At 73.6% G+C, this 21841-nt stretch carries 14 protein-coding genes; 13 read left to right on the forward strand and 1 reads right to left on the reverse strand.

The features are described from left to right. The 13 genes from ABT342_RS07540 to ABT342_RS07605 all read left to right on the forward strand — a co-directional run. Window positions 1–6663: SDR family NAD(P)-dependent oxidoreductase (locus ABT342_RS07540; protein WP_351568447.1), on the forward strand; the 6663-nt coding region annotated here is incomplete at its 5' end. Then, window positions 6656–11728, forward strand: a complete 5073-nt coding sequence (locus ABT342_RS07545; protein WP_351568450.1) for a type I polyketide synthase — start codon at window positions 6656–6658, stop codon at window positions 11726–11728. The genes ABT342_RS07540 and ABT342_RS07545, both read left to right, overlap by 8 nt. Then, on the forward strand, window positions 11718–12026 hold the full coding sequence (locus ABT342_RS07550; RefSeq protein WP_351568453.1) for an acyl carrier protein: 309 nt from the start codon (window positions 11718–11720) through the stop codon (window positions 12024–12026). Before ABT342_RS07545 ends, ABT342_RS07550 begins: the two co-directional genes overlap by 11 nt. A gap of 7 nt (window positions 12027–12033) precedes the next feature. Next, window positions 12034–12870 carry an alpha/beta fold hydrolase gene (locus tag ABT342_RS07555; RefSeq protein ID WP_351568456.1) on the forward strand — a complete coding sequence of 279 codons (837 nt, stop codon included), beginning with the start codon at window positions 12034–12036 and terminating at the stop codon, window positions 12868–12870. A 20-nt stretch (window positions 12871–12890) separates the two neighbouring features. Then, window positions 12891–14060: a glycosyltransferase gene (locus ABT342_RS07560; RefSeq protein ID WP_351568459.1), complete on the forward strand. Its 1170-nt coding sequence runs from the start codon at window positions 12891–12893 to the stop codon at window positions 14058–14060. Between the two features lie 93 nt (window positions 14061–14153). Further along, window positions 14154–15041, forward strand: coding sequence for a galactokinase (locus tag ABT342_RS07565; RefSeq protein ID WP_351568462.1), 888 nt, complete (start codon window positions 14154–14156; stop codon window positions 15039–15041). Between the two features lie 93 nt (window positions 15042–15134). Then, the gene (locus ABT342_RS07570; protein WP_502965480.1) at window positions 15135–16343 is read left to right on the forward strand and encodes an alkaline phosphatase family protein; all 1209 of its coding nucleotides are present in this window, start codon (window positions 15135–15137) and stop codon (window positions 16341–16343) included. Window positions 16344–16393: 50 nt separating this feature from the next. Continuing rightward, the gene (locus ABT342_RS07580; protein ID WP_351568465.1) at window positions 16394–17677 is read left to right on the forward strand and encodes an MFS transporter; all 1284 of its coding nucleotides are present in this window, start codon (window positions 16394–16396) and stop codon (window positions 17675–17677) included. Further along, a complete protein-coding gene (locus ABT342_RS07585) occupies window positions 17674–18720 on the forward strand; it encodes a TolB-like translocation protein (protein WP_351568468.1) in 1047 nt (348 codons plus the stop codon). Before ABT342_RS07580 ends, ABT342_RS07585 begins: the two co-directional genes overlap by 4 nt. A gap of 67 nt (window positions 18721–18787) precedes the next feature. Then, window positions 18788–19090 (forward strand): DUF6317 family protein, encoded by a 303-nt coding sequence (locus ABT342_RS07590; protein WP_351568471.1) that lies wholly within the window; start codon window positions 18788–18790, stop codon window positions 19088–19090. Continuing rightward, window positions 19083–20306, forward strand: a complete 1224-nt coding sequence (locus ABT342_RS07595) for a hypothetical protein (protein WP_351568474.1) — start codon at window positions 19083–19085, stop codon at window positions 20304–20306. Before ABT342_RS07590 ends, ABT342_RS07595 begins: the two co-directional genes overlap by 8 nt. A gap of 12 nt (window positions 20307–20318) precedes the next feature. Next, a complete protein-coding gene (locus tag ABT342_RS07600; protein WP_351568477.1) occupies window positions 20319–20990 on the forward strand; it encodes a hypothetical protein in 672 nt (223 codons plus the stop codon). A gap of 20 nt (window positions 20991–21010) precedes the next feature. After that, window positions 21011–21592, forward strand: a complete 582-nt coding sequence (locus ABT342_RS07605) for a hypothetical protein (RefSeq protein ID WP_351568480.1) — start codon at window positions 21011–21013, stop codon at window positions 21590–21592. On the opposite strand, the gene ABT342_RS07610 is transcribed toward ABT342_RS07605, so the two are convergent. Beyond that, a complete protein-coding gene (locus ABT342_RS07610) occupies window positions 21571–21828 on the reverse strand; it encodes a WhiB family transcriptional regulator (protein WP_351568483.1) in 258 nt (85 codons plus the stop codon). The genes ABT342_RS07605 and ABT342_RS07610 overlap by 22 nt on opposite strands. Window positions 21829–21841 lie beyond the last annotated feature (13 nt).

Raw genomic sequence — 21841 nt, forward strand, 5'->3', positions numbered from 1 at the left:
GTCACCGCCGGAGCGGCCGACAACCACGCGGCGGGCCACCCCGACGACGCACGGCAGGCCCGTACGGCAGGCGGAGCGGCGGGCAGCGCCGGCCAGGTCACCGCCGGAGCGGCCGACAACCACGCGGCGGGCCACCCCGACGACGCACGGCAGGCCCGTACGGCAGGCGGAGCGGCGGGCAGCGCCGGCCAGGCCCCGGGCGCCGGGGCGGGCGTGGGTGGGCGGGGCGTGCTGCCGTTGGGGGCGCGGGGGTTGGGGGAGCAGTTGCTGCCCGTCGGGCAGGACGGGGCGTTCGCCGCGCGGCTCGGGGAGCAGTACCGGACCGTCGGGCGAGTGGTGCAGGGCGTGCGCGGTGCCGTCACCGGGCATCTGGAGGCGGCGGTACGGGCGCGGCCACTGCGACCGCGTCCGCAGGAGCCGCATCTGCCGGTCGCGCAGGGGCCGATGACCCGGGTCAGCGACCGGGCGGCGTTCGCGGACGCTGTCGCCGAGGCGGGCGGGGTGCCGTATCTCGCGCTCGCGGTCATGGGCGGCGGGGAGGTACGACGGCTGCTCGCGGAGACCGCGGAGCGGCTGGGGGACCGGCCCTGGGGGGTGGGGCTGCTCGGCTTCGCCCCGCCCGAGCTCCGCACCGAGCAGCTCGCCGCGGTCGCCGACGTACGACCGCCGTACGCGATCATCGCGGGCGGGCAGCCGGTGCAGGCCGCCCCGCTGGAGGCGGCCGGGACCCGGACGTACCTCCACGTGCCGTCACCAGGACTGCTGGAACGTTTCCTCACCGAGGGCGCCCGGCGCTTCGTCTTCGAGGGGCTGGAGTGCGGCGGCCACATCGGTCCGCGTGCCTCGTTCCCGCTGTGGGAGGAGCAGATCGAGCGGCTGCTCGGCTGCGACGACGTCCCGGCGCTGGACGTGCTCTTCGCGGGCGGCATCCACGACGAGCGCTCCGCCGCGATGGCCGCCGTGGCCGCGGCCCCGCTCGCGGACCGGGGCGCCCGGATCGGGGTCCTGATGGGCACCGCGTACCTGTTCACCGAAGAGGCCGTCGCCGCCGGTGCCGTACTCCCCGGCTTCCAGCGGGCGGCGCTCGACTGCGACGCGACCGTCCTGCTGCGCACCGCGCCGGGCCATGCCACGCGCTGCGCGGACACGCACTACGCCGGGACGTTCGAGGCCACCCGCCGCCGTCTGGAGGAGAGCGGCGCGAGCCCGCGCGAGGTGTGGGAGGAGCTGGAGCGCCTCAACCTCGGGCGGCTGCGCATCGCCAGCAAGGGGCTGCGCCACGCTGCCGGCGGACCCGTACCGGTGGAGCCGGGCGAGCAGAAGCGCGACGGCCTCTACATGCTGGGGCAGGTCGCGACCGCCCGCGGCGCCACCACCACCCTCGCCGCGCTGCACGCGCAGGTGACGGACGGGGCCTCGGACCTGGTCGACCGCAGGGCGCGGGAGTTCGCCCCGGCCGCCGACGAACCCGTCGAGGAAGCCCTGGACATCGCCATCGTCGGCATGGCCTGCGCGTTCCCCGGCGCGGGCGACCTCGCCGGCTACTGGGCGAACATCGTCGCCGCGACCGACTCCGTGACCGAGGTGCCGTCCGACCGCTGGGATCCGGCCGTCTACTACGACGCCGACCTCGCCCGCTCCGGCGAACGCACCCCCTCCCGCTGGGGCGGCTTCCTGCCCGCCGTCCCGTTCGACGCGCTCGCGCACGGCATCCCTCCGGCCTCCCTGCCCGCCATCGAACCGGTGCAGCTGCTCGCCCTGGAAATCGCCTCCCGGGCGCTGGCGGACGCCGGCTACGACCGGGCGCGCGCGTTCGACCGTTCGCGTACGTCGGTGGTGTTCGGCGCCGAGGCCGGGACCGAACTCGCGGGCGCGTACGGCTTCAGGGCGCTGCACTCCGGGTATCTCGGTGAGCTTCCACCTGAACTGGACGAGCTGCTTCCGCGCCTGACCGAGGACTCGTTCCCCGGCGTCCTCTCCAACGTCATCGCGGGCCGGGTCGCCAACCGCCTCGACCTCGGCGGCGCCAACTGCACGGTCGACGCCGCGTGCGCCTCCTCGCTCGCCGCCCTCGATCTCGCGTGCCGCCAACTGCGCGACGGGGACAGCGACATGGTGCTGTGCGGTGGTGCGGACGTCCACAACGGAATCAACGACTACCTGATGTTCGCCTCCGTACGGGCCCTCTCCCCCACCGGCCGCTGCCGGCCCTTCGACGCTCGGGCCGACGGTATCGCCCTGGGCGAGGGCGTCGCGTGCCTGGTGCTCAAGCGCCTGGAGGACGCGGAACGGGACGGCGACCGGGTGTACGCCGTGGTCAAGTCCGTCGGCGCGTCGAGCGACGGCCGCTCGCTGGGGCTGACCGCGCCCCGGCCGGAGGGCCAGCGGCGCGCTCTGGAGCGTGCGTACCGGAAGGCGGGGGTCGCACCGGGCGAGGTGGGACTCGTCGAGGCACACGGCACGGGGACGGTGGTCGGTGACGGTACGGAACTGGCTGTGCTGACCGACGTGTTCACGGGCTCGGGCTCGTCGCAGGGCTCAACAGCGGCTTCGTCGCAGGGCTCGCCAGCGGGCTCGTCGGCGGGTTCGCTGCTGGGCTCGTCGCCGGGCTCACCAGCGGGTTCGTCGCCCGGCTCGTCGCCGGCCGGCTCGTGCTCGCTGGGCTCTGTGAAGTCGCAGCTGGGGCACACCAAGTGCGCGGCCGGGCTGGCCGGTGTCATCAAGGCCGCGCGCGCGGTCCACTCCGGCGTGCGGCCTCCGACGCTCAACGTGGGTGGACCCCACCCCGACTGGGACGCGGACACCAGCCCGTTCTTCTTCGACACCGAGGCCCGCCCCTGGGCGGCTCCGGTGGAACGGCGCATCGCCGGTGTGAGCGCCTTCGGGTTCGGCGGCACCAACTACCACACGGTCCTCGCCGGTTACGGGGGCGCGCCCGAGCCCGCGCACGGGCTCGACGCATGGCCCGCCGAGCTGTTCTGCTTCCGGGGCACCGACCGCGCGGCGGCCGGGCGGGCGATGGCGCGGCTGGCTGCGCGACTGGAGCAGAACGACTCCGCCGGGCGTCCGTGGCCGCTGCGCGACCTGGCCGCCGAGACGGCAGCCGATCCCGGAACCGTACAGGTCGCGGTGGTCGCCGAGGATCTGGACGATCTCGGCGCCAAGCTGGCGCGGGCCCGCGCCTTCACGGCGGGTGACGGCGTGTACGTGCGCGAGAAGAACGCGGATCCCGGACGGGTCGGGTTCCTGTTTCCCGGGCAGGGCAGCCAGCGGCCGGGGATGCTGGGCGACTTTTTCATCGCCTTCCCCGCGCTCCGGCGGCTGCTGGACGATGCTCCGGCACCGGTCGTGGCCGCCATGTTCCCGCCCGCCGCTTTCACGGATGCCGAACGGTCGGCGCGGCGGGCCGCCGTCACCGACACGCGGGTGGCGCAGCCCGCCCTGGGACTCACCGGCGCGGCGGCGTTCTCGCTGCTCACGTCGCTGGGCGTACGCCCCGACTGCGCCGCCGGACACTCGTACGGCGAACTGACCGCCCTGTGGGCCGCGGGCGCGTACGACACGGATGCCCTGCTGGCCCTCAGCGGCCGCCGGGCCGAGGCGATCCTCGACGCGGCGGCCACCGCCGGGGGCGACCCCGGCGCGATGGCCGCCGTGACGGCGGAGCCCGAGCGGGTGCGGGACATCGCCGCCGACGCCGGTTGCGTGATCGCCAACCACAACGCGCCCCGGCAGTGCGTCGTCTCCGGGCCGACGGCCGCCGTCGACGCCGCCGTCGCGGCACTGCGCGCCGCCGGGCTGAGCGCGGACCGCATCCCGGTCGCCTGCGCCTTCCACAGCGAGGTCGTCGCGGGCGCCGCCGACGCCCTGGCGGGAGCGCTGGCAGGGACGGCGGTCTCGGCGCCCGCCTTCCCCGTGTGGTCGACGACCACGGCGCGGCCGTATCCCGAGGACCCGGCGGCGATACGGGATCTCCTGGCGCACCAGGTCGCCGAGCCCGTGCGCTTCGTCGCACAGATCGAGGCCATGTACGCGGCGGGGGTACGGACCTTCGTCGAGGCCGGGCCCGGACGGGTGCTCACCGGCCTGGTCGGCAAGATCCTCGGCGAACGGCCGCACACGGCTGTCGCCTGCGACGTCCCCGGGGAGCCCGGTCTGCCCCGGCTGCTGTCCGCGCTCGCCGAACTGGCGGCGGCGGGGCTCCCGGTCGACCCCGAGGCCCTGTTCAAGGGGCGTACGGCTCCGCTGCCGCAGCGGGCCCCGCAGCGCCCGGGCTGGCTGGTGGACGGTCATCTGGTCCGCACCACGGCGGGCGAACCGGTCTCCGGCGGGCTGCGTCCGGCGCGCCAGGTGCGGGTGCCGGAAGCCACCACGACCGCGACGGGCGTGGACCGGCGCGATGAGGCGGTGCTGGAGTATCTGCGCGGAGCCAGGGAACTGGTCGCGGCCGGGCGTGAGGTCCTGCTCGGCTACCTGGGGGCGGAGGCGTCGGGGGCCGGGCGCGTCGCACCCATGGAGGCGCTCCCGGCCGCCGTGCCGGTCGCGGCGCCCGTCCCCACCCCCGTCCCCGTGGCGGAAGCGCAGCCGGGCGCCGGCCGGCCGCGCACCGCGGACGAACTCATGGACACCGTCCTGGAGATCGTCCACACCCGCACCGGCTACCCCCGGGACATGCTCGACCCCGCCCTCGACCTGGAGGCGGACCTCTCGGTGGACTCCATCAAGCGGGTGGAGATCATCGGAGCGCTGGCCGACCGGATCGGCCTGCCACAGGGTCTCGACGGGCCCGCGGAATCGGCCGTGGAGGAGCTCGCCCGCATCAAGACCCTCCGCGGCATCGTGGACTGGATCGTCTCGCATGACGACGCGGGCACCGACGGTGTCGTCGCCGGCGGCGCTGTCGCCCCGCCGGGTACGGCCCCGGCCACGAACGCGGCACCCCTCGCGGCGCGGCCGCACATCGACACGGCCGGGAAGGTGCCAGGAGGGGAGGAAGCCGCGCCGCGCCCCCTCACCCGGCTCGTGGTCGGCGTCGCTCCCACCGGTTCGCCCGGTACCCGGGACGCCGTCGCGGCGCTGAAGGGCCGCCGGTTCGCCGTCGTCGAGGACGGGGCGGGTGTCGCCCTCGAACTGGCCACGCTCCTGGAGACGTACGGGGCCGAAGTGCGTACCGTCGCCTCCGAACAGCTGCCCGACGCCACCGGCGTGGGCGGGACCGTGGACGGGGTCGTGGACGGGGTTGTCGACCTCAGCGCGCTGCGGCCCGCGCCGCGCCCCGTGCTGCCGGAGACGTTCGAAGGGCTGCGGCAGGCCCTCGTCGGCGGGGCGCGCCTGCTGCTGGTCGCGACCGGTTCGGGCGGCGCGTTCGGGCACGGGACGGCGGCGCACGACCCGACACCGGGCGCCGGGCTGCGCGGCTTCCTGCGTACCGCCGCGATCGAGTACCCCGGCACCCTCGTACGCGCGGTGGACATCGACCCCAAGGACAGCCCCGAGCGGATCGCCGCCCATCTGCTCGCCGAGCTGTGCGTACCGGACCAGCAACCGGACCAGCAACCGGACCGGCAACTGGACCGGCAACTGGACGAGCAGCCGGGCGACCAGCCGATCGCCGTCGGCTACACCAACGGCACCCGCAACGTCCTGCGCACGACCCCGTCCCCGCTTCCCGGCACGGTGTCACCGTCCGCGCTCCCCCTCGGCCCCGATTCCGTCGTACTCCTCACCGGCGGAGCCCGCGGCATCACCGCCCGTACCGCTCTCGCGCTGGCCCGCGCCACCTGCTGCCACATCGAGCTCATCGGCCGCACTCCCCCACCGGACCCGGCCGACGAACCGGCGCTCGCCCACGCCCATGACCGGGTCGCGCTGCGCGCCGCGCTCATCGCGCAGGGATTGCGCGTTCCCGCCGACATCGAGGCGGCGGCGTCCCGCGTCCTGGCCGCCCGTGAGGTGCGGGCCACCCTCGGCGCGCTGAACGATACGGCCGCCTCGGTGCGCTACCACGCGGCGGACGTCACGGACGAGGCTGCGGTACGTGCCGTGGTGGCGGACATCCGCGCCCGGCACGGCCGCCTCGACGGCATCGTGCACGGCGCCGGTACGCTCCGGGACGCCCTGCTGTGCGACAAGGACCCCGATGCGTTCGCCCAGGTCTTCGCCACCAAGGTGGACGGGGCGCGGCACCTGGCGGCCGCGATCGCCGAGCACGGCCGGGCGGTGGCGGACCCGGCGTTCCTGGTCCTGTTCGGAAGTGTGGCCGGTGTCTACGGCAACCGGGGCCAGGCCGACTACGCCGCCGCCAACGACGCCCTCGACAGCCTCGCCCACGCCTGGGCGGAGACCTTGCCCTGCCGGGTCCTCTCCATCGACTGGGGCCCGTGGGCGGCGGAGGCGGGCGGGATGGTCACTCCGGAGCTGGAACGCTCCTACGCCCGCCGTGGCATCCCCCTCATCCGGCCCGAGGACGGAGTCGCGGCCTTCCTCGCCGAACTGGCGCACGGGCAGGACACCCAGGTCGTCCTCATGGCCCAGGAAGACCGGGACGACCGGGACGACCGGGACGACCGAGAAGGCCGGGACGACCGAGAAGGCCTGGAAATCCGGGGCGGCCTGGGAGACCCGGAGAACCAGGGTGGCCGGGAAGGGGACGGCCGTGGCTGAGCTACGCCAGGGCCCCCGGCCGACCGACGCCGCGATCGTCGGCATGGGCGCGGTGTTCCCGGGAGCCGCCGATCTGTCCGCGTACCGCCGCAACCTGTTCGCGGGCACGGACGCCATCGGTGACGTGCCGGCCGACCGGTGGGACCCCGAGGTCTACTACGACCCGCGGGGCGCCAACGGACCGGCCCGCAGCGACCGCTTCTACTGCCGGCGCGGCGGCTTCGTCGACGACCTCGCGTCCTTCGACCCGACGCGTTTCGGCATCATGCCCACCGCCGTGACCGGGGCGGAACCCGACCAACTGCTCGCCCTCCACGCGACCGCGGAGGCCGTCGCGGACGCGGGCGGCGAGGGCCGGCTGCCGTCCGACCGCTCCCGGATCGGGGTGGTCCTCGGGCGCGGCGGGTTCATGGGTGTGGCGACCGCCCGCCTCGACCAGCGGGTCCGTACGGCCCATCAGCTGACAGCCACCCTCAGGGAAATCGCCCCCGAGCTCGGCGAGGCCCGGATCACGGCGGTGCGCGAGGCGTTCCAGGCCGCCCTGGGCCCCGAACAGCCCGAGGCGTCCATCGGGCTGGTGCCGAGCTTCACCGCCGCGCGGACCGCCAACCGGCTGGACTTCCGTGGCCCCGCCTACACCCTCGACGCCGCCTGCGCGTCCTCGCTCCTCGCCGTCGACCAGGCGGCCGGGCTGCTGGCGGCCGGCCGCTGCGACGTGGTGGTCGCGGGTGCCGTCCATCACTGTCACATCGCCACGCTGTGGAGCGTGTTCACGCAGTTGCGCGCGCTCAGCCCGAGCGAGCGCATCCGACCCTTCGACCGGCGCGCGGACGGCACCCTGCTGTCCGAGGGAACGGGCGTCGTCCTGCTGAAGCGGCTCTGCGACGCCGAGCGCGACGGCGACCGTGTGTACGCCGTCGTTCGGGGGGTGGGCGTCGGCGGCGACGGCCGGGCCGCCAGCCTGATGAGCCCGCTCGTCGACGGCCAGGTCCAGGCCCTCGAACGCGCCTGGCGCGACGCGGGCCTCGACCCGACGGCCCCGGACGCGCTGGGCCTGCTGGAGGCCCACGGCACGGGCACGCCCGTCGGCGACACGGCCGAACTCGCCACGCTGGCCCGGGTGTTCGGGCCGCCGTCGGCCACGTCCGAGCCGATCGCCCTCGGCTCGGTGAAGTCGATGCTCGGCCACACCATGCAGGCCTCCGGCATGGCAGGCCTGATCAAGGCCGCCCTCGCGGTGCACGCCGGAGTGCTCCCGCCCACGCTCCATCTCGACGACCCCCACGCGGACTTCCCCCGCACCCGTATGCGCCCGGTGACGGCCGCCGAGCCCTGGGAGCGGGGCCCCCGGCGGGCGGGGGTGAACGCGTTCGGATTCGGCGGGATCAACGCCCACGCGATCCTGGAGGAGGCGCCAGGGGCGACGCGGGCGGCGCGCAGGGCGGCACCACCGGTGAGGCGCTTCGTACCGCTGCCGCCGCTGCCGCAGCCCGCACGGGGCGACGCGGTGCGGGGCGCCTTCACGGCCGGCGCACGCCCCGGGCCAGGGGCGCCGGGCCGCGCTCCGGCATCCGGCGACGTACTGCTGCTCGCCGCCGACAGCCCTGAGGAGCTGGCCCGTCGGCTCCAGGACTCGGACACGACGCGGGTCGACGGCCCGTGCCGGCTGGCCGTCGTCGGGCCGACACCCGAGCGCCTGACGCTGGCGGCGAAGGTCGTCGCCCGTGGCCGGGCCTGGCGGGGGCGTGGGGACGTATGGTTCACGCCGCGCCCGCTGCTGGGGGCCCATGCCGCCGAGCCCGGCGGCCGGCTGGCCCTCCTCTTCCCGGGCCTGGAACCGGAGTTCGCCGCGTCCGTCGACGACGTCGCCGACCACCTCGGGCTGGACCGGCCCGCGCTCAGCGGCGGCGACGAGCTGATCGAGCGCGCGCTGGACGCGATCGCGATCGGGCGGTTCTTCGCCCGCGCCCTGCCGGACATCGGCATCCGGCCCGACCTGCTGGCCGGGCACAGCCTCGGCGAGTGGGCGGCCATGGTGGTGGCCGGAATGTACCCGCAGGAGGCCGTCGACGCCTTCCTCGGCTCGCTGCGCCCCGGCTCGCTCACCGTGCCCGACCTGGTGTACGCGGCGGTCGGCTGCGGGGCGCGACAGGCCGCCGGTGCGCTGCACGGGCTGGACCGGGTGGTGGTCAGCCATGACAACTGCCCCCACCAGTCGGTGGTGTGCGGCGAGCCGGAGCAGGTGGCGACCGCGCTCGGCCGTCTGAAGGCCGAGGGCGTACTGGCCCAGGAGCTGCCGTTCCGCTCCGGCTTCCACACGCCCATGTGGGAGCCGTACCTGGACCAGGTACGCGGCGCGTTCGACAGACTCCCGCTCCAGGAGCCGACCCTGCCGGTCTGGTCCGCGACGACGGGCTCCCCGTACCCCACGGACACCGACGGCCTACGGCGGCTGGTGCTTCGCCATCTGCTGGAGCCGGTGGACTTCCGCACGCTGACACTGCGGCTGTACGAGAACGGCGTACGCGCCTTCGTCTCGGCGGGGCCGGGGAGCCTCACCGGGTTCGTGACGGACACCCTGCGGGCCGACGACCACCTGGCGGTCGCCGCGGCCACACCGACCCACACCGGCCTCGACGCGCTGCGCCGTACGGCGGCGGCGCTGTGGGCCGAGGGCTTGGAGCCGCACTGGGACCGGTTGGCTCGGCCCGCACCACGCCTCGGCCGCGCCGCACCCGGACCCGCCGCGCCCGCCACGGCTCTGAACGGGCACGCGCACCCGGAACCCGCCGGCAGCACCGGGCCCGCCCGGGACGGGGCCGTGGCCGACGAGCGACGTCACCGCCCGAGCCCCGGCCCCGAGCCCTGGGCAGGAACCGGAACAGGAACCGGAACCGAGGTCGGGGTCGGGGTCGGGGTCGCGGCCGACACCGGGACCGGGACCGAGGCCGAGGCCAGGGACGACGTCAAGCTCCGGACCAGGCATGAGGCCAAGACCAAGCCAGACAACGGAACCGAGACTGCGGCCGGGTCCGGAATGCGGGCCGGGGCCGACGCACGGACCACGAACCAGGCCGAGACCACGCCCCAGGCCGGAACCGGAACCAGAACCGGAACCGGAACCGGAACCGGAATCGAAACCAGCGCCGACGCCGGAGGCAGGACCGAGACCACGCCCCAGGCGGGCACCGACGCCGGCACCCGGGCCACGGTCATGGCGCTCGATCTGGGGTCGCCGCTCGTACGGCTCGGCGCGGCGGCACACGGGCTCGGCGCGGCAGCGCACCGGCTCGGCGCGGCTGGGCACGAGGTGCCCCCGTCGGCGGCGGCCGGGCCCGGTGGCGCGGCGGGGCCCCGCTCCGCTCTGCTCTCCGCCCTGGACTCCGTGCTGGCCGAGACCGAGGCGGCCGCCCGGGCCGTCACCGACGCCTGGAGCGAAACCCCCGGCCCTGTGGCGTACACACGGACACGGCGGCTGTCCCTCGACACCATGCCGTACGTCAGCGACCACTGCGTCTATCTCCAGCCCGAGCACTGGCCCGAGCCCGCCGACCGTTTCCCCGTCGTCCCCATGACCACCATGCTGGAGCTGGCCGCCGAGGCCGCCGTCGCGGCGTGGCCGGGGCACGTGGTCACCGGGTTCGACGACATGCGCGCCCTGCGCTGGCTGCCCGTCGCCCCGCCCGTCGATGTCGAGGTCACCGCCCGCCCGGCGGGTGAGGGACGCGTCCGGGTGACCATCGGGGACTGCGCGACCGTCACCGTCGCGCTCGCCCGCCGGCACCCCTCCGCGCCCGGCCCCGACACCTCGGGCCTCACCGCCGAAGGGCCCGCGCCGGTCAGCGCCGAGGCGCTCTACCGGGACCGGTGGATGTTCCACGGCCCCGGGTTCGCCGGGGTGCACGAGGTCACGGCCGTCGCCGAGGACGGTATCCGCGGGGTGCTGCGCGCGCTCCCGGCACCGGGCGCCCTGCTGGACGCCGCCGGGCAGTTGCTCGGTCACTGGATGCAACTGCGGCTGCCCGTCGACCGGCTGGTCTTCCCCGCCTCCCTCGAACGGATCCGGCTGTACGGTCCCGCCCCGCGCGACGGCACACTGCTGGCCGCGACGGCCCGCATCCGCGACGTACGCGAGGCCTCGGTCCGGGGCGATGTGGAGCTGCGTACCCCGGACGGCGCCGTATGGGCCCGCCTGGACGGATGGACGTACCGGCGCTTCGCCGCCGACGAGCGGGTGTGGCCGATGAAGTTCACCCCGGAGGTGTGCGGGATCGGTGAACCGCAGCCCGGCGGATGGTGCGTGGCCCGGCGGCGCTGGAGCGACCCCGCCTCGCAGGAGTTGGTGATGCGCCGCTATCTGGGCGCCGCCGAGCGGGCCGCGTACGAGCGGCTCACCGCCCGTGCCCGCCCCGCGTGGCTGCTAGGCCGGATCGCCGCCAAGGACGCCCTGCGGCAGGCGCTGTGGGACCGGGGCGCCGGTCCGCTCTTCCCCGCCGAGGTACCGGTCGGCAACGACGAGCACGGCCGTCCGGTCCCGGGCGGCCCGGCCTCCGGTCTCCATCTCTCCCTCGCCCACAAGGACCTCGTCGCCGTCGCCGTCGCACACCCCACCGCTCCCGTCGGCATCGACGTGGAGACCGTGACGAACGACCCCGACGCACTCGTCCGAGTCGCGCTCACGGCGGACGAGCTGCGCCTCGCCGAGTCCCTCGCGGCGCGCGACGGGACGGGCGGACCGGCCCGGGCGCTCACCACGCTGTGGTGCGCCAAGGAGGCCGCGGCGAAGGCCGAGGGCGGCGGCCTCGGCGGGCGCCCCCGGCAGTGGACCGTGACCGCGGACCCCGACGACCCCGCCGGCGGTGGGCTGCGGGTCACCTCCCCCGAGGGCCGCGGTCACCTCGTACGGACCAGCACCGTCCTCGCCCCGCCCCGCCCGAACACCCCGCCGCGGGCCCATGTCGTCGCCTACACCTACACGCCCGCAGACACGCCCGCAGACACGTCCGCGCACCCCTCGCGACCCTCACACCCCTCGCAACCCACGGAGACCCGCCATGGCATCTGACATCCTCGCCGAGATCACCGGCATGCTCATGGAGATCGTCGGTGACGAATTCCTCCTCGCGGACGAGGTCACCCCGAAGACGACCTTCAACGAGGATCTGGCGCTGGAGAGCATCGAGTTCGTCGCCCTCGCCGAACGGCTGCACGAGCGGTACGGCGCGGAGGTCGACCTGATGGGCTTCCTGGCCGAGAAGGACATGGAGGCGATCCTGGCCATGTCGGTCGGCGACCTCGTCGACCACATCACGCGGGTCGCCTTCGCCCGTGCGGCGCAGTCCTCCTCCACTCCCGCCGCCTGAGCCCGCCATGGCCGAGATCGTCGCCAACTCCCTGCGCTTCCACGTGCAGCGGCTGCCCGCCCCGCAGCCGGGCCCCACCGTGGTCTTCCTCCACGGCCTGGTCGTCGACAACCTGTCCAGCTTCTACTGCCCGCTCGCCGTCCCCGTCGCCCGCGCGGGACACGAGGTCGTCCTGTACGACCTGCGCGGGCACGGCCTCACCGAACGCCCGCCCACCGGCTACGACGCCCGCACCGCCGTGCGGGACCTCGTCGCGCTGCTCCGGGGTCTCGGCCTCGGCCGGCGGCGTCCCGTGCACCTGGTCGGCAACAGCTACGGCGGCACCCTCGCCCTGCACGCCGCGCTGGCGAGGCCCGACCTCGTGGCGAGCCTCGCCCTGCTCGAACCGCCCCTCAGCGGCCCCTGGGTGGAGAACATGGTCGACACCCTCTCCGTCGCCGCGCTCAGCCTCGAGGACAGCCCGGTTCCCTCGGAGCTCTCCTCGCTCAGGCTGCGCAAGGCCGCGAAACTGACCGCCATCGCCGACGCGCTGCTCAACCGCACCAGCCTGATCGACGACATCGCGGCGAGCCGGCCGTTCACCACCGCCGACTACGCGGGGCTGCACTGCCCGGTCCTGATCATCTGCGGCGAGCACTCCGAACTCGTCCCCGGGGCCCGGGAACTGGCCCAGCACGCACCGCGCTGCGATCTGCGGATCCTGCCCGGCCTCGGCCACGACGTACTGAAGGAGAGCAGTGGCGCGCTGCGTGGCGCGGTGCTCGACCACCTCGCCACGGCCACCGCCACCGCCACCCCCACGGCCGCCCGCTCCGCGACGCAGACGGGAGTCCTGGCCCTATGACTGGCCCTATGACTGGCCGTATGCGGAGTACGAGATTCCTGTTCGTCGTGCCACCGCTGGCGGGGCACGTCAATCCGACCGTCGCCGTCGCCGCCGAACTGGCCGCCCGCGGCCATGAGGTCGCCTGGACCGGCCCCGGCGAGGCCCTGACCCGGCTGCTGCCCACCCACTCCCGGCTGTTCCCCTCCGGTGACAGCCCACGGGGCTACGCCGAGCTCCATGAGCGCTGGCGTGATCTGCGAGGGGTCGCGGCGCTGCGGTTCCTGTGGCAGGAGGCCCTGATTCCGCTGGCACACGCGATGCTGCCCGGCGTGACGGCGGCGGTCCGGGCATTCCGCCCGGACGTTCTGGTCGCCGACCAGCAGGCGCTCGCCGGGGCCGTCGTCGCGCGGCGGCTCGACGTCCCCTGGGTGACGTCGGCGAGTACATCGGCCGAGTTCACTCGGCCGTTCGCGGACTACCCGAAGGTCGGGGACTGGGTGGCGGAGCGGATCGCCGGGCTGCTCGCCGACTGCGGCGACCCGGGCGGCTGGGACCCGCGCTTCTCCGACCGGCTGGTCCTGGTCTTCTCCACCCCCGCTCTCGTGGGCGCCGAGGAGACGTTCCCCGGCCATTACGCGTTCGTCGGCCCCGCCCTCGGCGCCCGGCCCGCTTCGGCGGACTTCCCGTGGGACCGGCTCGACCCGGACCGGCGTCGGGTGCTGGTCTCGCTGGGCACGCTCAACCGCGAGGCCGGTGCCCGGTTCTACGCGGCGGTCCTGGGCGCGGCGGAACGGCTGCCCGCGGACGTGCAGCTGATCCTCGCCGCGCCCGCGGAGCTGATCGGCCCGGTGCCGCCGGAGCGCGTCCTGCTCCAGGACACCGTTCCGCAGCTCGCGCTGCTGCCGCACCTCGACGCGGTGGTCTGCCACGGCGGGCACAACACCGTGTGCGAGGCGCTCGCCCACGGGCTCCCTCTGGTCGTCGCCCCGATCCGGGACGACCAGCCGATCGTCGCCCAGCAGGTCGTCACCGCCGGAGCCGGGGTCCGGGTGCGCTTCGGGAGGGCGCGTACGGACGAACTCCTCGGCGCGGTCACGGCCGTGCTGGGCGACTCCGCCCATCGCCGTGCGGCCCGTCGGATCCAGGCCTCCTTCAGCGCGGCGGGCGGCTCCGCCACCGCGGCCGACCGGCTGGAGAAACTGCTGTGACGGCGCCCCGGACCCTCGGCTCGGATGCGGTACGCGCTCCTGTACACGCCCTGACACCTCTCTTCACGCCCATGGAATCGAGGTGAGCCCCCCATGACCGCCATCGCCCACCGGCCCACCGCCGACCCGCTGTTCCGCCTGGTGGCGTACGCGCTGGAGACCGCGCACGACCGTCCGCCCGCCGCGGTGTGGAGCGCCCCGCACGCCTTCCACCTCGGCTCGCCCGCCCTCGTCGCCGCCGCCGGCTGGCCGGTCGCGGCGGCCGCCGCGCCGCGCGACGACGGGCGGGTGCGGCTCAGTTCCCTGGGCCATCCCGCCCAGAGCTGCGACCTGCCGCTGTCGGGGCCGTACCCGACAACCCCGGAATGGGCAGCCCGTACCTACGCGCTCCTGCGGACCATGGCCCGCGCGGGTCACGGCCGGGGCGGTACGGACCTCCATGTGCACGGCACGCTCACCGAGGCCGCGGGGCTGTCCGTCGGCGAGCCCATGGACTGCGCCGTCGCTCTCGCAGTCGCCGATGTGCACGGCGGGCCCGGCAGGCCGCTGCCGCCCCGCGGCCGGCTCGCCGAGCTGGCCAGGGAAGCGGCGCCCGACGGGGACGAAGCCCTGCGCAGAGCCGTGCTGTTCGCCCGGCCGGGCACGGCGCTGCTCACCGAGGGCCACCGGGAACGCGCGGAGCGGCGGATTCCGTTCGACCCCGGCGCATCCGGCGCCCGGCTGGTGCTGCTGGCGACCCGCGGCGGCGCCGCGGACCGGGACGGCGACCTCCTGCGTGCCGCGGAGTGCGCGCGGCTCGCGGGAGCGCTCAGCGTCTGGCCGCCCGGCAACCGAAGCGGCCGGGGCCTGCTGGTGCTGCTGCCCGGTGACCGGCTGACGGCGGTGCGCTCCGCCGTGGCGAACGACTTCCGCGACGCGGGCCGGCCCGTACCGCGCTTTCTGAACATCGCCGTGGCCGGAGCGGCCCGGCGCGAGGAGTGAGCCCGAGCGCTCCGAGACCTCAGAGCCCCCGGAGAACACACAGGAACACCACAGGAACGCACGAGAACCCCGAGAACACGGAGGAGAAAGCCCATGCGATCCAGGCATCCCGCAGCCGCACGTGCACACCCAAGGCGCACATGGCGGACGGCAAGCGCCGGAATCCTCGGCACGCTCTGCCTGCTCACCGCGCTGACCACCGGCAACTCCCAGGCCGTCGAATCCCGCGCCACCGATTCGACGGCAGCGGCGGCGCTGCCGAACTACGACCACGTGGTCGTCGTCGTCTTCGAGAACAAGCAGTACGGCGAGATCATCGGCAGCTCCAACGCCCCGTACGTCAACCAGCTCGCGAACGGCGGTGCCAGCCTCACCGCGATGAAGGCGCTGACCCACCCCAGCCAGCCGAACTACTTCAACCTGTTCTCCGGCGCCACCCAGGGCATCACCGGCGACGGCTGCTACGCCCCGCAGTCGATGAGCGCCCCCAACCTCGGCCAGGAGCTGATCGCGGCGGGCAAGACGTTCGCCACGTACAACGAGGACCTGCCGAGCGAGGGCTCCACGATCTGCTCGGTCGGGCAGTACGCGCAGAAGCACAACCCCTGGTTCGCCTTCAAGAACGTGCCGCTGAACACCGGCAAGACCTGGGCGCAGTTCCCGAAGAACGACTTCACCGCGCTGCCGGATCTGTCGTTCATCGTCCCGAACCAGTGCAACGACATGCACTCGTGCTCGGTCAGCACCGGTGACACCTGGCTGAAGAACAACCTCGACGCCTACGCCCAGTGGGCCAAGACCCACAACAGCCTGCTGGTCCTCACCTGGGACGAGGACAACTTCCTCGGGTCCAACCAGATCGCCACGGTCTTCTACGGCGCGGGCGTCAAGCAGGGCAGGTACAGCACCGCGTACAACCACTACAACCTGCTGCGCACGTTCGAGGACCTGTACGGCACCACCCACGCGGGCAACGCCGCGACCGCCCAGCCCATCACCGAGGTCTTCGGGACCGGCGAGGAGCCCCCGCCGCCCACAGGTGATCTCAAGCTGGTCAACCCCGGTGCGCAGACGTGCAAGTTCAACCAGTCCTGCACGATCCAGCTCACCGCGACGGGCGGCAAGGCGCCGCTGAAGTACAGCGCGTCAGGACTGCCCTTCGGCCTCACGATCGACGCCTCGACCGGCCGCATCAGCGGAAAGCCATGGGCCGCGGGAACGGTACAGATCACCGCCACCGTGACCGACTCGGCCGGCGCCTCGGCGAGTACGGCCTTCCCCCTCACCCTCAACTGGTTCTGAACCTGGTTCTGATGTCCGGCCTCTCCGGCCTCTGACGGAAGGAGACATCCGTGTATCTGTCGGCCAGTCGCGCGGCCGATGCCGCGACCGGCGTCCGCCAACGGGGGAAGGCGCCACGCCGGGGCCGTACCGTACGCCGGGCGGTCGCCGGGAACGTCGTCGCCCTCGGCATGGTCAGTCTGGTCACGGATGTCTCCGCGGAGATGGTCACCGCCGTCCTGCCGCTCTACCTCGTCGTCGGGCTCGGCATGTCCCCGCTCGCCTTCGGCGCCCTCGACGGTCTCCAGCAGGGTGCCACCGCGCTGTTCCGGCTGGCCGGAGGCCATGTCGCCGACCGTACCCACCGCCGCAAACTCGTCGCGGGCACCGGTTACGCCCTCTCCGCGGGCTGCAAGCTCGTACTGCTCGCCGTCACCACCCCCTGGGCGATCGGGGCGGTCCTGGCCGCCGACCGCACGGGCAAGGGGCTGCGCACCGCCCCGCGCGACGCGCTGATCTCCCTCTCCAGTCCCCCCGAGGAGCAGGGCCGCGCCTTCGGCGTGCACCGGGCGATGGACACGGCGGGCGCGCTTCTCGGCCCGGTCGCCGCGTTCGCGGTGCTGTGGGCGGCGCGGGACGGCTACGACGCCGTGTTCATGGTCAGCTTCTGTGTGGCCGCGTTCGGTGTGCTGCTGCTCGGTCTGTTCGTACGGGACATCCGCACGGCGTCGCCTCAGGACGGCGCGAGGAAGCCCCGGGAGCCGGGCGCCCTGCGCGCGGCGCTGCGGGCGCTCGTCGGCAACCGGGGTCTGACCCGGCTATGTCTGACAGCGGCGCTGCTCGGCGTGGTCACGGTGAGCGATTCATTCGTGTATCTGCTGCTTCAGCAGCGCCTGGATCTGCCCGTGCAGTACTTTCCGCTGCTGCCCGTCGGCACGGCGGCCGGATTCCTGCTGCTCGCGGTCCCCGCCGGACTGCTCGCGGACCGGATGGGCCGGCTCGGGGTCTTCCTCGTCGGGCACGGTGCGCTGCTCGCCGCGTATCTGCTGCTCCTCCTGCCGGGCGGGGGCGGTTGGCTGCCGGCCCTGTCGGTGCTCGCGCTGCTCGGGGCGTTCTACGCGGCCACCGACGGCGTGCTGATGGCGGCCGCGGGCCCGCTGCTGCCGGAAGGCCTGAGGGCGAGCGGTCTCGCCCTCGTCCAGACGGTGCAGGCCGTGGCCCGGTTCGTGGGGGCGCTGCTCTTCGGCGCCGGATGGACGTACTGGGGCCCGGGTGGCGCGGTGGCGGGCGCGGCCGTGGGTCTGACGGTGTCCCTCGCGGCGGTCGCCGCGCTGACGATGCGGAGCAGGGCATGACAGCGGACAGGACCGGCACCACCCGGCTGCTGATTCTCCTTCTCGCCACCGCCGTGCTGGCCACGGTGGCGGTCGTCTCGGTCGTACGCGCCGCCGACCGCGCCGACGAACGCTCCCGGGCCCGCCCCGGCGAACCGCAGGCCCGTCCCGGCACGGTGAGCCTCCTCCAGCCGGACCGGCTGCTGTTCCGCAACCTCGCCTGGGGCCCGGAGCGCGACCGGATCGCCTCGGTACCGCTCGACGCCCCTGCGGGTGCGCGCACCGCCGCAGGGCAGGACTGTCTGCGCTTCCACGCCTCCGCCGCCGGTACGGGCATCTGCCTCCGGCGCAAGGGCGGCGTGGTGCCCGGTCACGAGGCCGTGGTCCTCGACGCACGCCTGCGTCCCGTGCGGACGTTTCCCGTGCCGGGTACGCCGACCCGGGCGCGGGTCTCGCCCAGCGGACGCCTTGTCGCCTGGACGGTCTTCGTCAGCGGCGATTCGTACGCGAGCGGCACCTTCTCCACCCGTACCGCGATCCACGACACGGCGACCGGCACCCTCGTACCCAATCTCGAAGCGCTCACGGTCCTCGTGGACGGCCGCCGCCACCGGGCCACCGACCACAACTTCTGGGGCGTCACCTTCGCCGCCGACGACAACCGCTTCTACGCGACCCTCGCCACCGGCGGCCGCACCTACCTGGTCGAGGGCGACCTGCGTTCCCGTACGGTCCGCACGCTGCGGGAGAACGCGGAGTGCCCGTCCCTGTCTCCCGACGGCACGCGGATCGCGTACAAGAAGCGGGTCCCCGGCCTTCCGGCCGACGCGCCCTGGCGGCTGCACGTCCTGGATCTGCGCACCGGTACGGACACCCCGCTGGCGGAACGGGCGAGCGTCGACGACCAGGCCCTCTGGTACGACGCGCACACGCTCGTCTACGCGCTGCCGGGCGACTTCGGCGCCGACCTCTGGTCGGTACGGGCGGACGGCGTCGGCAGGCCGCGGCTCCTGCTCAAGTCGGCGACCTCTCCCGCCGTCCTGGCCACGTCGTCAGCGTCCTGACGCTCCACCACCCGGAAGGCGTACGGCATTTCTCCGCTTTGGCGATGATCTGCCAAGGTGGTCCGCCATGAGCCGTGATCTTCAAGTGCAGAAAGACCAGTTGGGCCGTTTCGCCCATGCGCTGGGCGAATCCGTCACCTCTCTCGGCGAGGCGAGACGCGCGCTGGAGCACGTACGTGCCGATCAGCTCGGCACGAACGAGCTGGACGAGGCGTGCGACGGCTTCCAGGAGCGCTGGAAGTACGGCGCCGGGCAGTTGGGCGAGCGGATCAGCGGCATCCACGAAGGGGTGAAAGCCGGTCATCTGATCTACACCGAGATCGACCGGGCGATCGCGGCGGCGTTCACGGCGGTGGCGGCGGATGGCTGACACCGCGTTCCCTCACCTGGGCCGGAACCCCGCGCCGGGCAACCCCACGGAGATCGCCGCCCTGCGGACGAAGCTCTCCACATCGGCGGCATCCCTCGGCACGGCCCACCGCCTCGTCGACCGCCTCCTGACCGAAAGCTCCACCTGGCAGGGCGAGGCCGCGACCGCCTTCCGCGCCGCCGTCACCGGCGACCTCCCCCGCTGCCTCCGCAACGCCCACCGCTCCCTGACCAAGGCCGCGTCGCAGCTGGGCACCTGGCACGACGACCTGATCGGCTACCAGTCGACGGCCCGCGCCTACGAGTCCCGCGCGGCACTCCACGCCACGGCCCTCGCCCGCGCCGAGTCCCACGAGTCCACGACCCGCACCGCACCCAACACACCCGCGTCGGACCTCGCGGCGGCGACCAAGGCCGTGACGGAGGCACGCGAGGCGCTGGCGTCGGTGCGCAAGCTGGCACTCGAACTGGAGGAGACACACCGGTTGGAGGCGTCGCGCATCGCGAAGGGCTTGAACGAAGCGGTGGACAAGCTGGCTCCGGTGGAGCCGGGGGTGATGGACAAGGCTCTGAAGTGGGTGGATGAGCATCTTGGGGACGGGCTGAGCACGCTGTCGGCTGCCGCCGGGTTGATCGCCATCTTCGCCGGCGCCGCTGCCGTACCCCTCCTGCTCGTAGCCGCTGGTCTGAGCCTCGCCGCCCTCGCCGTTCATGCCTCGGATCCAAAGATCCGATCCGCGCTCAAAGCCGGGCTCACCAAGGGCAAGTTGGACAGTGAGTTCTGGGCTGCCACCACCACTCTTGCGGGTGATGCCGTGGGTGCAGTCCCGGGACTGGCCGCCGTCGCCAAGGGGGCCCAAGGGGCGATGACTGCGGCAAGGGCCGCAGGAGCGGCGGAGGGAAGTGTGTCGGCAGGCCTCCGGCAAGGTGCGCGGACCTTCGGGCCAAGTACCAAGGAGGCGATGCAGTCCATCGATGATGCCCCCAAACCCCTCGTGGACTGGGCCGTACGTCGGTCCAACGACCGAGTGTCGCCACGAGCGGCCCAAACAGGCGTGACTGGAACCGGTGTCGCGACATCAGGAATCGGACTGACATCGATCGGAGACAGAGAGGGCGTGAAGCCAACAACGACAGCCGTGGACGGCGCACGCATTGCAGGCTCCGACGTGCCAAATCTGTACGCCGCCGCCCGCGCATGGTCCCAGGTTCGCTAGGAGACTCCTGTTATGGAAAACACCGGCAACTGCTGGTTCCGCCTGCCACCGGGATACCACGACATCGATCCCACCCGTCTCAGGGATGTTGGCACCCAGTTGCAGCAGGAGCTTCCGATCATCCACGACGACGTCGCATCAGGAGAGCGGGCAATGCACCAAACCCGCGCCATGCTCGGGCTCTTGGACGACCTGTACGAGCAGGGCATGATGCATGCCGCCTTCGGGCTCCACCGTGGCGTGGATTCCGAGCTGTGCATCTCGCTGGTCACGGTGTCCAACCTGAGCACAGGAGCGCCGAACGCCACGCTGGCGGTCTCACAGTGCGGCATCGAGCTCACGGCGGGAGGCTTCGGCACGCTCGTGGACCAGCGCCTCGTCGACCTCGCCTGTGGCAGGCCTGCTGTGTTCGCAGCTCGGAAACTGCCCTACCTGCCCGCCCAGCTGCGCGTGGCCATCGGCCTAGAGACGGTGGCTCCTGACGTGTTCCAGGCTCGACTGGCAGTGGCCCGGCCCCACGGTCCCCGGGTGGTCGTCGTCGACTTGACGACGTGCGCCGTCTCGATGGCGAACGAATACACGGACATCCTCCTGGGAATCGGGCAGTCCCTCAGCTTCGTAGACCCCGACGCCACACCAGAGCCGCCTCCCCGCCCAAGCCGACTTTTGGAGTTCCTGCTGTGAGCTCTTTCGAAATCCCAGCCATGCCGACGCACGAGACAGCGTACGAATACGCACCGACTGCCAAGGCCTATCTCAGGCTGATCCGACGACGAGTTCTCTGGCTCACCGCGATGATCAGCACGCCGGTGGCATTGGTCCCGACATTCGACTACTTCTTGGACGACCGTGACGCGATCCCATTGGCGAGCATGGCAGTTATCAGCTCGCTGGTGACAGTCCCATTCGCGGGCATGGGTGTATGGGGCGCACCGCGCATCGGCCGCATCCTCCGGTGTTACCCCTGGCGCGCCTATCCCTGCACGTACGTCCCGCTGAGCAGGGACTTCGTCATGGTGCTGGCCATCGTGCCGGACCGAGAGGTAGCGATACACGGCGCTCCGTACAGCTGTGACTTCCAGCGCAAACAGAACCCCCACCCCGAAATCATCTGGTTCGCCGGCGATCCCGCCTGCGGCGGCGTAGCCTCCCCCGCCGGCGGCCACTACCCACAACGGGTCGTCGTGACGCGGCCTCACGCTGGCGAGCCCCCCTCTCCGCCCGACGAAGTCGCCATCCGTGCCGGTCTCGCCAAGAACGGGCGCTACCTCGCCCGCTGGCTCTGACCCCGCTTCAGCCTCCCCCGCTCCTTCTCCGACAGTCCTCCCCACACCCCGAACCGCTCATCATTCGCCAGGGCGTACTCCAAACACGCCAGCCGCCCCTCGCAAGCCCCGCAGAGCTGCTTCGCCTCGCGCGTGGACGAGCCAGGGGCGGGGAAGAAGAACTCCGGGCCCGCCTGGGCGCAGAGGGCGGTTTCCTGCCAGGACAGTTCATGGTCGGTCATGGTGTTGATCGGCATGGGCGACACGTTT

Source organism: Streptomyces sp. NPDC000410 (assembly GCF_040300305.1).
GTDB lineage: Bacteria > Actinomycetota > Actinomycetes > Streptomycetales > Streptomycetaceae > Streptomyces.

Excerpts from the sequence above, each read along its gene's own strand:
- ABT342_RS07550 (WP_351568453.1), top strand. The coding sequence starts at position 11,718 with ATGGCATCTGACATCCTCGCCGAGATCACCGGCATGCTCATGGAGATC.
- ABT342_RS07555 (WP_351568456.1), top strand. The coding sequence starts at position 12,034 with ATGGCCGAGATCGTCGCCAACTCCCTGCGCTTCCACGTGCAGCGGCTG.
- ABT342_RS07560 (WP_351568459.1), top strand. The coding sequence starts at position 12,891 with ATGCGGAGTACGAGATTCCTGTTCGTCGTGCCACCGCTGGCGGGGCAC.
- ABT342_RS07565 (WP_351568462.1), top strand. The coding sequence starts at position 14,154 with ATGACCGCCATCGCCCACCGGCCCACCGCCGACCCGCTGTTCCGCCTG.
- ABT342_RS07570 (WP_502965480.1), top strand. The coding sequence starts at position 15,135 with ATGCGATCCAGGCATCCCGCAGCCGCACGTGCACACCCAAGGCGCACA.
- ABT342_RS07585 (WP_351568468.1), top strand. The coding sequence starts at position 17,674 with ATGACAGCGGACAGGACCGGCACCACCCGGCTGCTGATTCTCCTTCTC.
- ABT342_RS07590 (WP_351568471.1), top strand. The coding sequence starts at position 18,788 with ATGAGCCGTGATCTTCAAGTGCAGAAAGACCAGTTGGGCCGTTTCGCC.
- ABT342_RS07595 (WP_351568474.1), top strand. The coding sequence starts at position 19,083 with ATGGCTGACACCGCGTTCCCTCACCTGGGCCGGAACCCCGCGCCGGGC.
- ABT342_RS07600 (WP_351568477.1), top strand. The coding sequence starts at position 20,319 with ATGGAAAACACCGGCAACTGCTGGTTCCGCCTGCCACCGGGATACCAC.
- ABT342_RS07605 (WP_351568480.1), top strand. The coding sequence starts at position 21,011 with ATGCCGACGCACGAGACAGCGTACGAATACGCACCGACTGCCAAGGCC.
- ABT342_RS07610 (WP_351568483.1), bottom strand. The coding sequence starts at position 21,828 with ATGCCGATCAACACCATGACCGACCATGAACTGTCCTGGCAGGAAACC.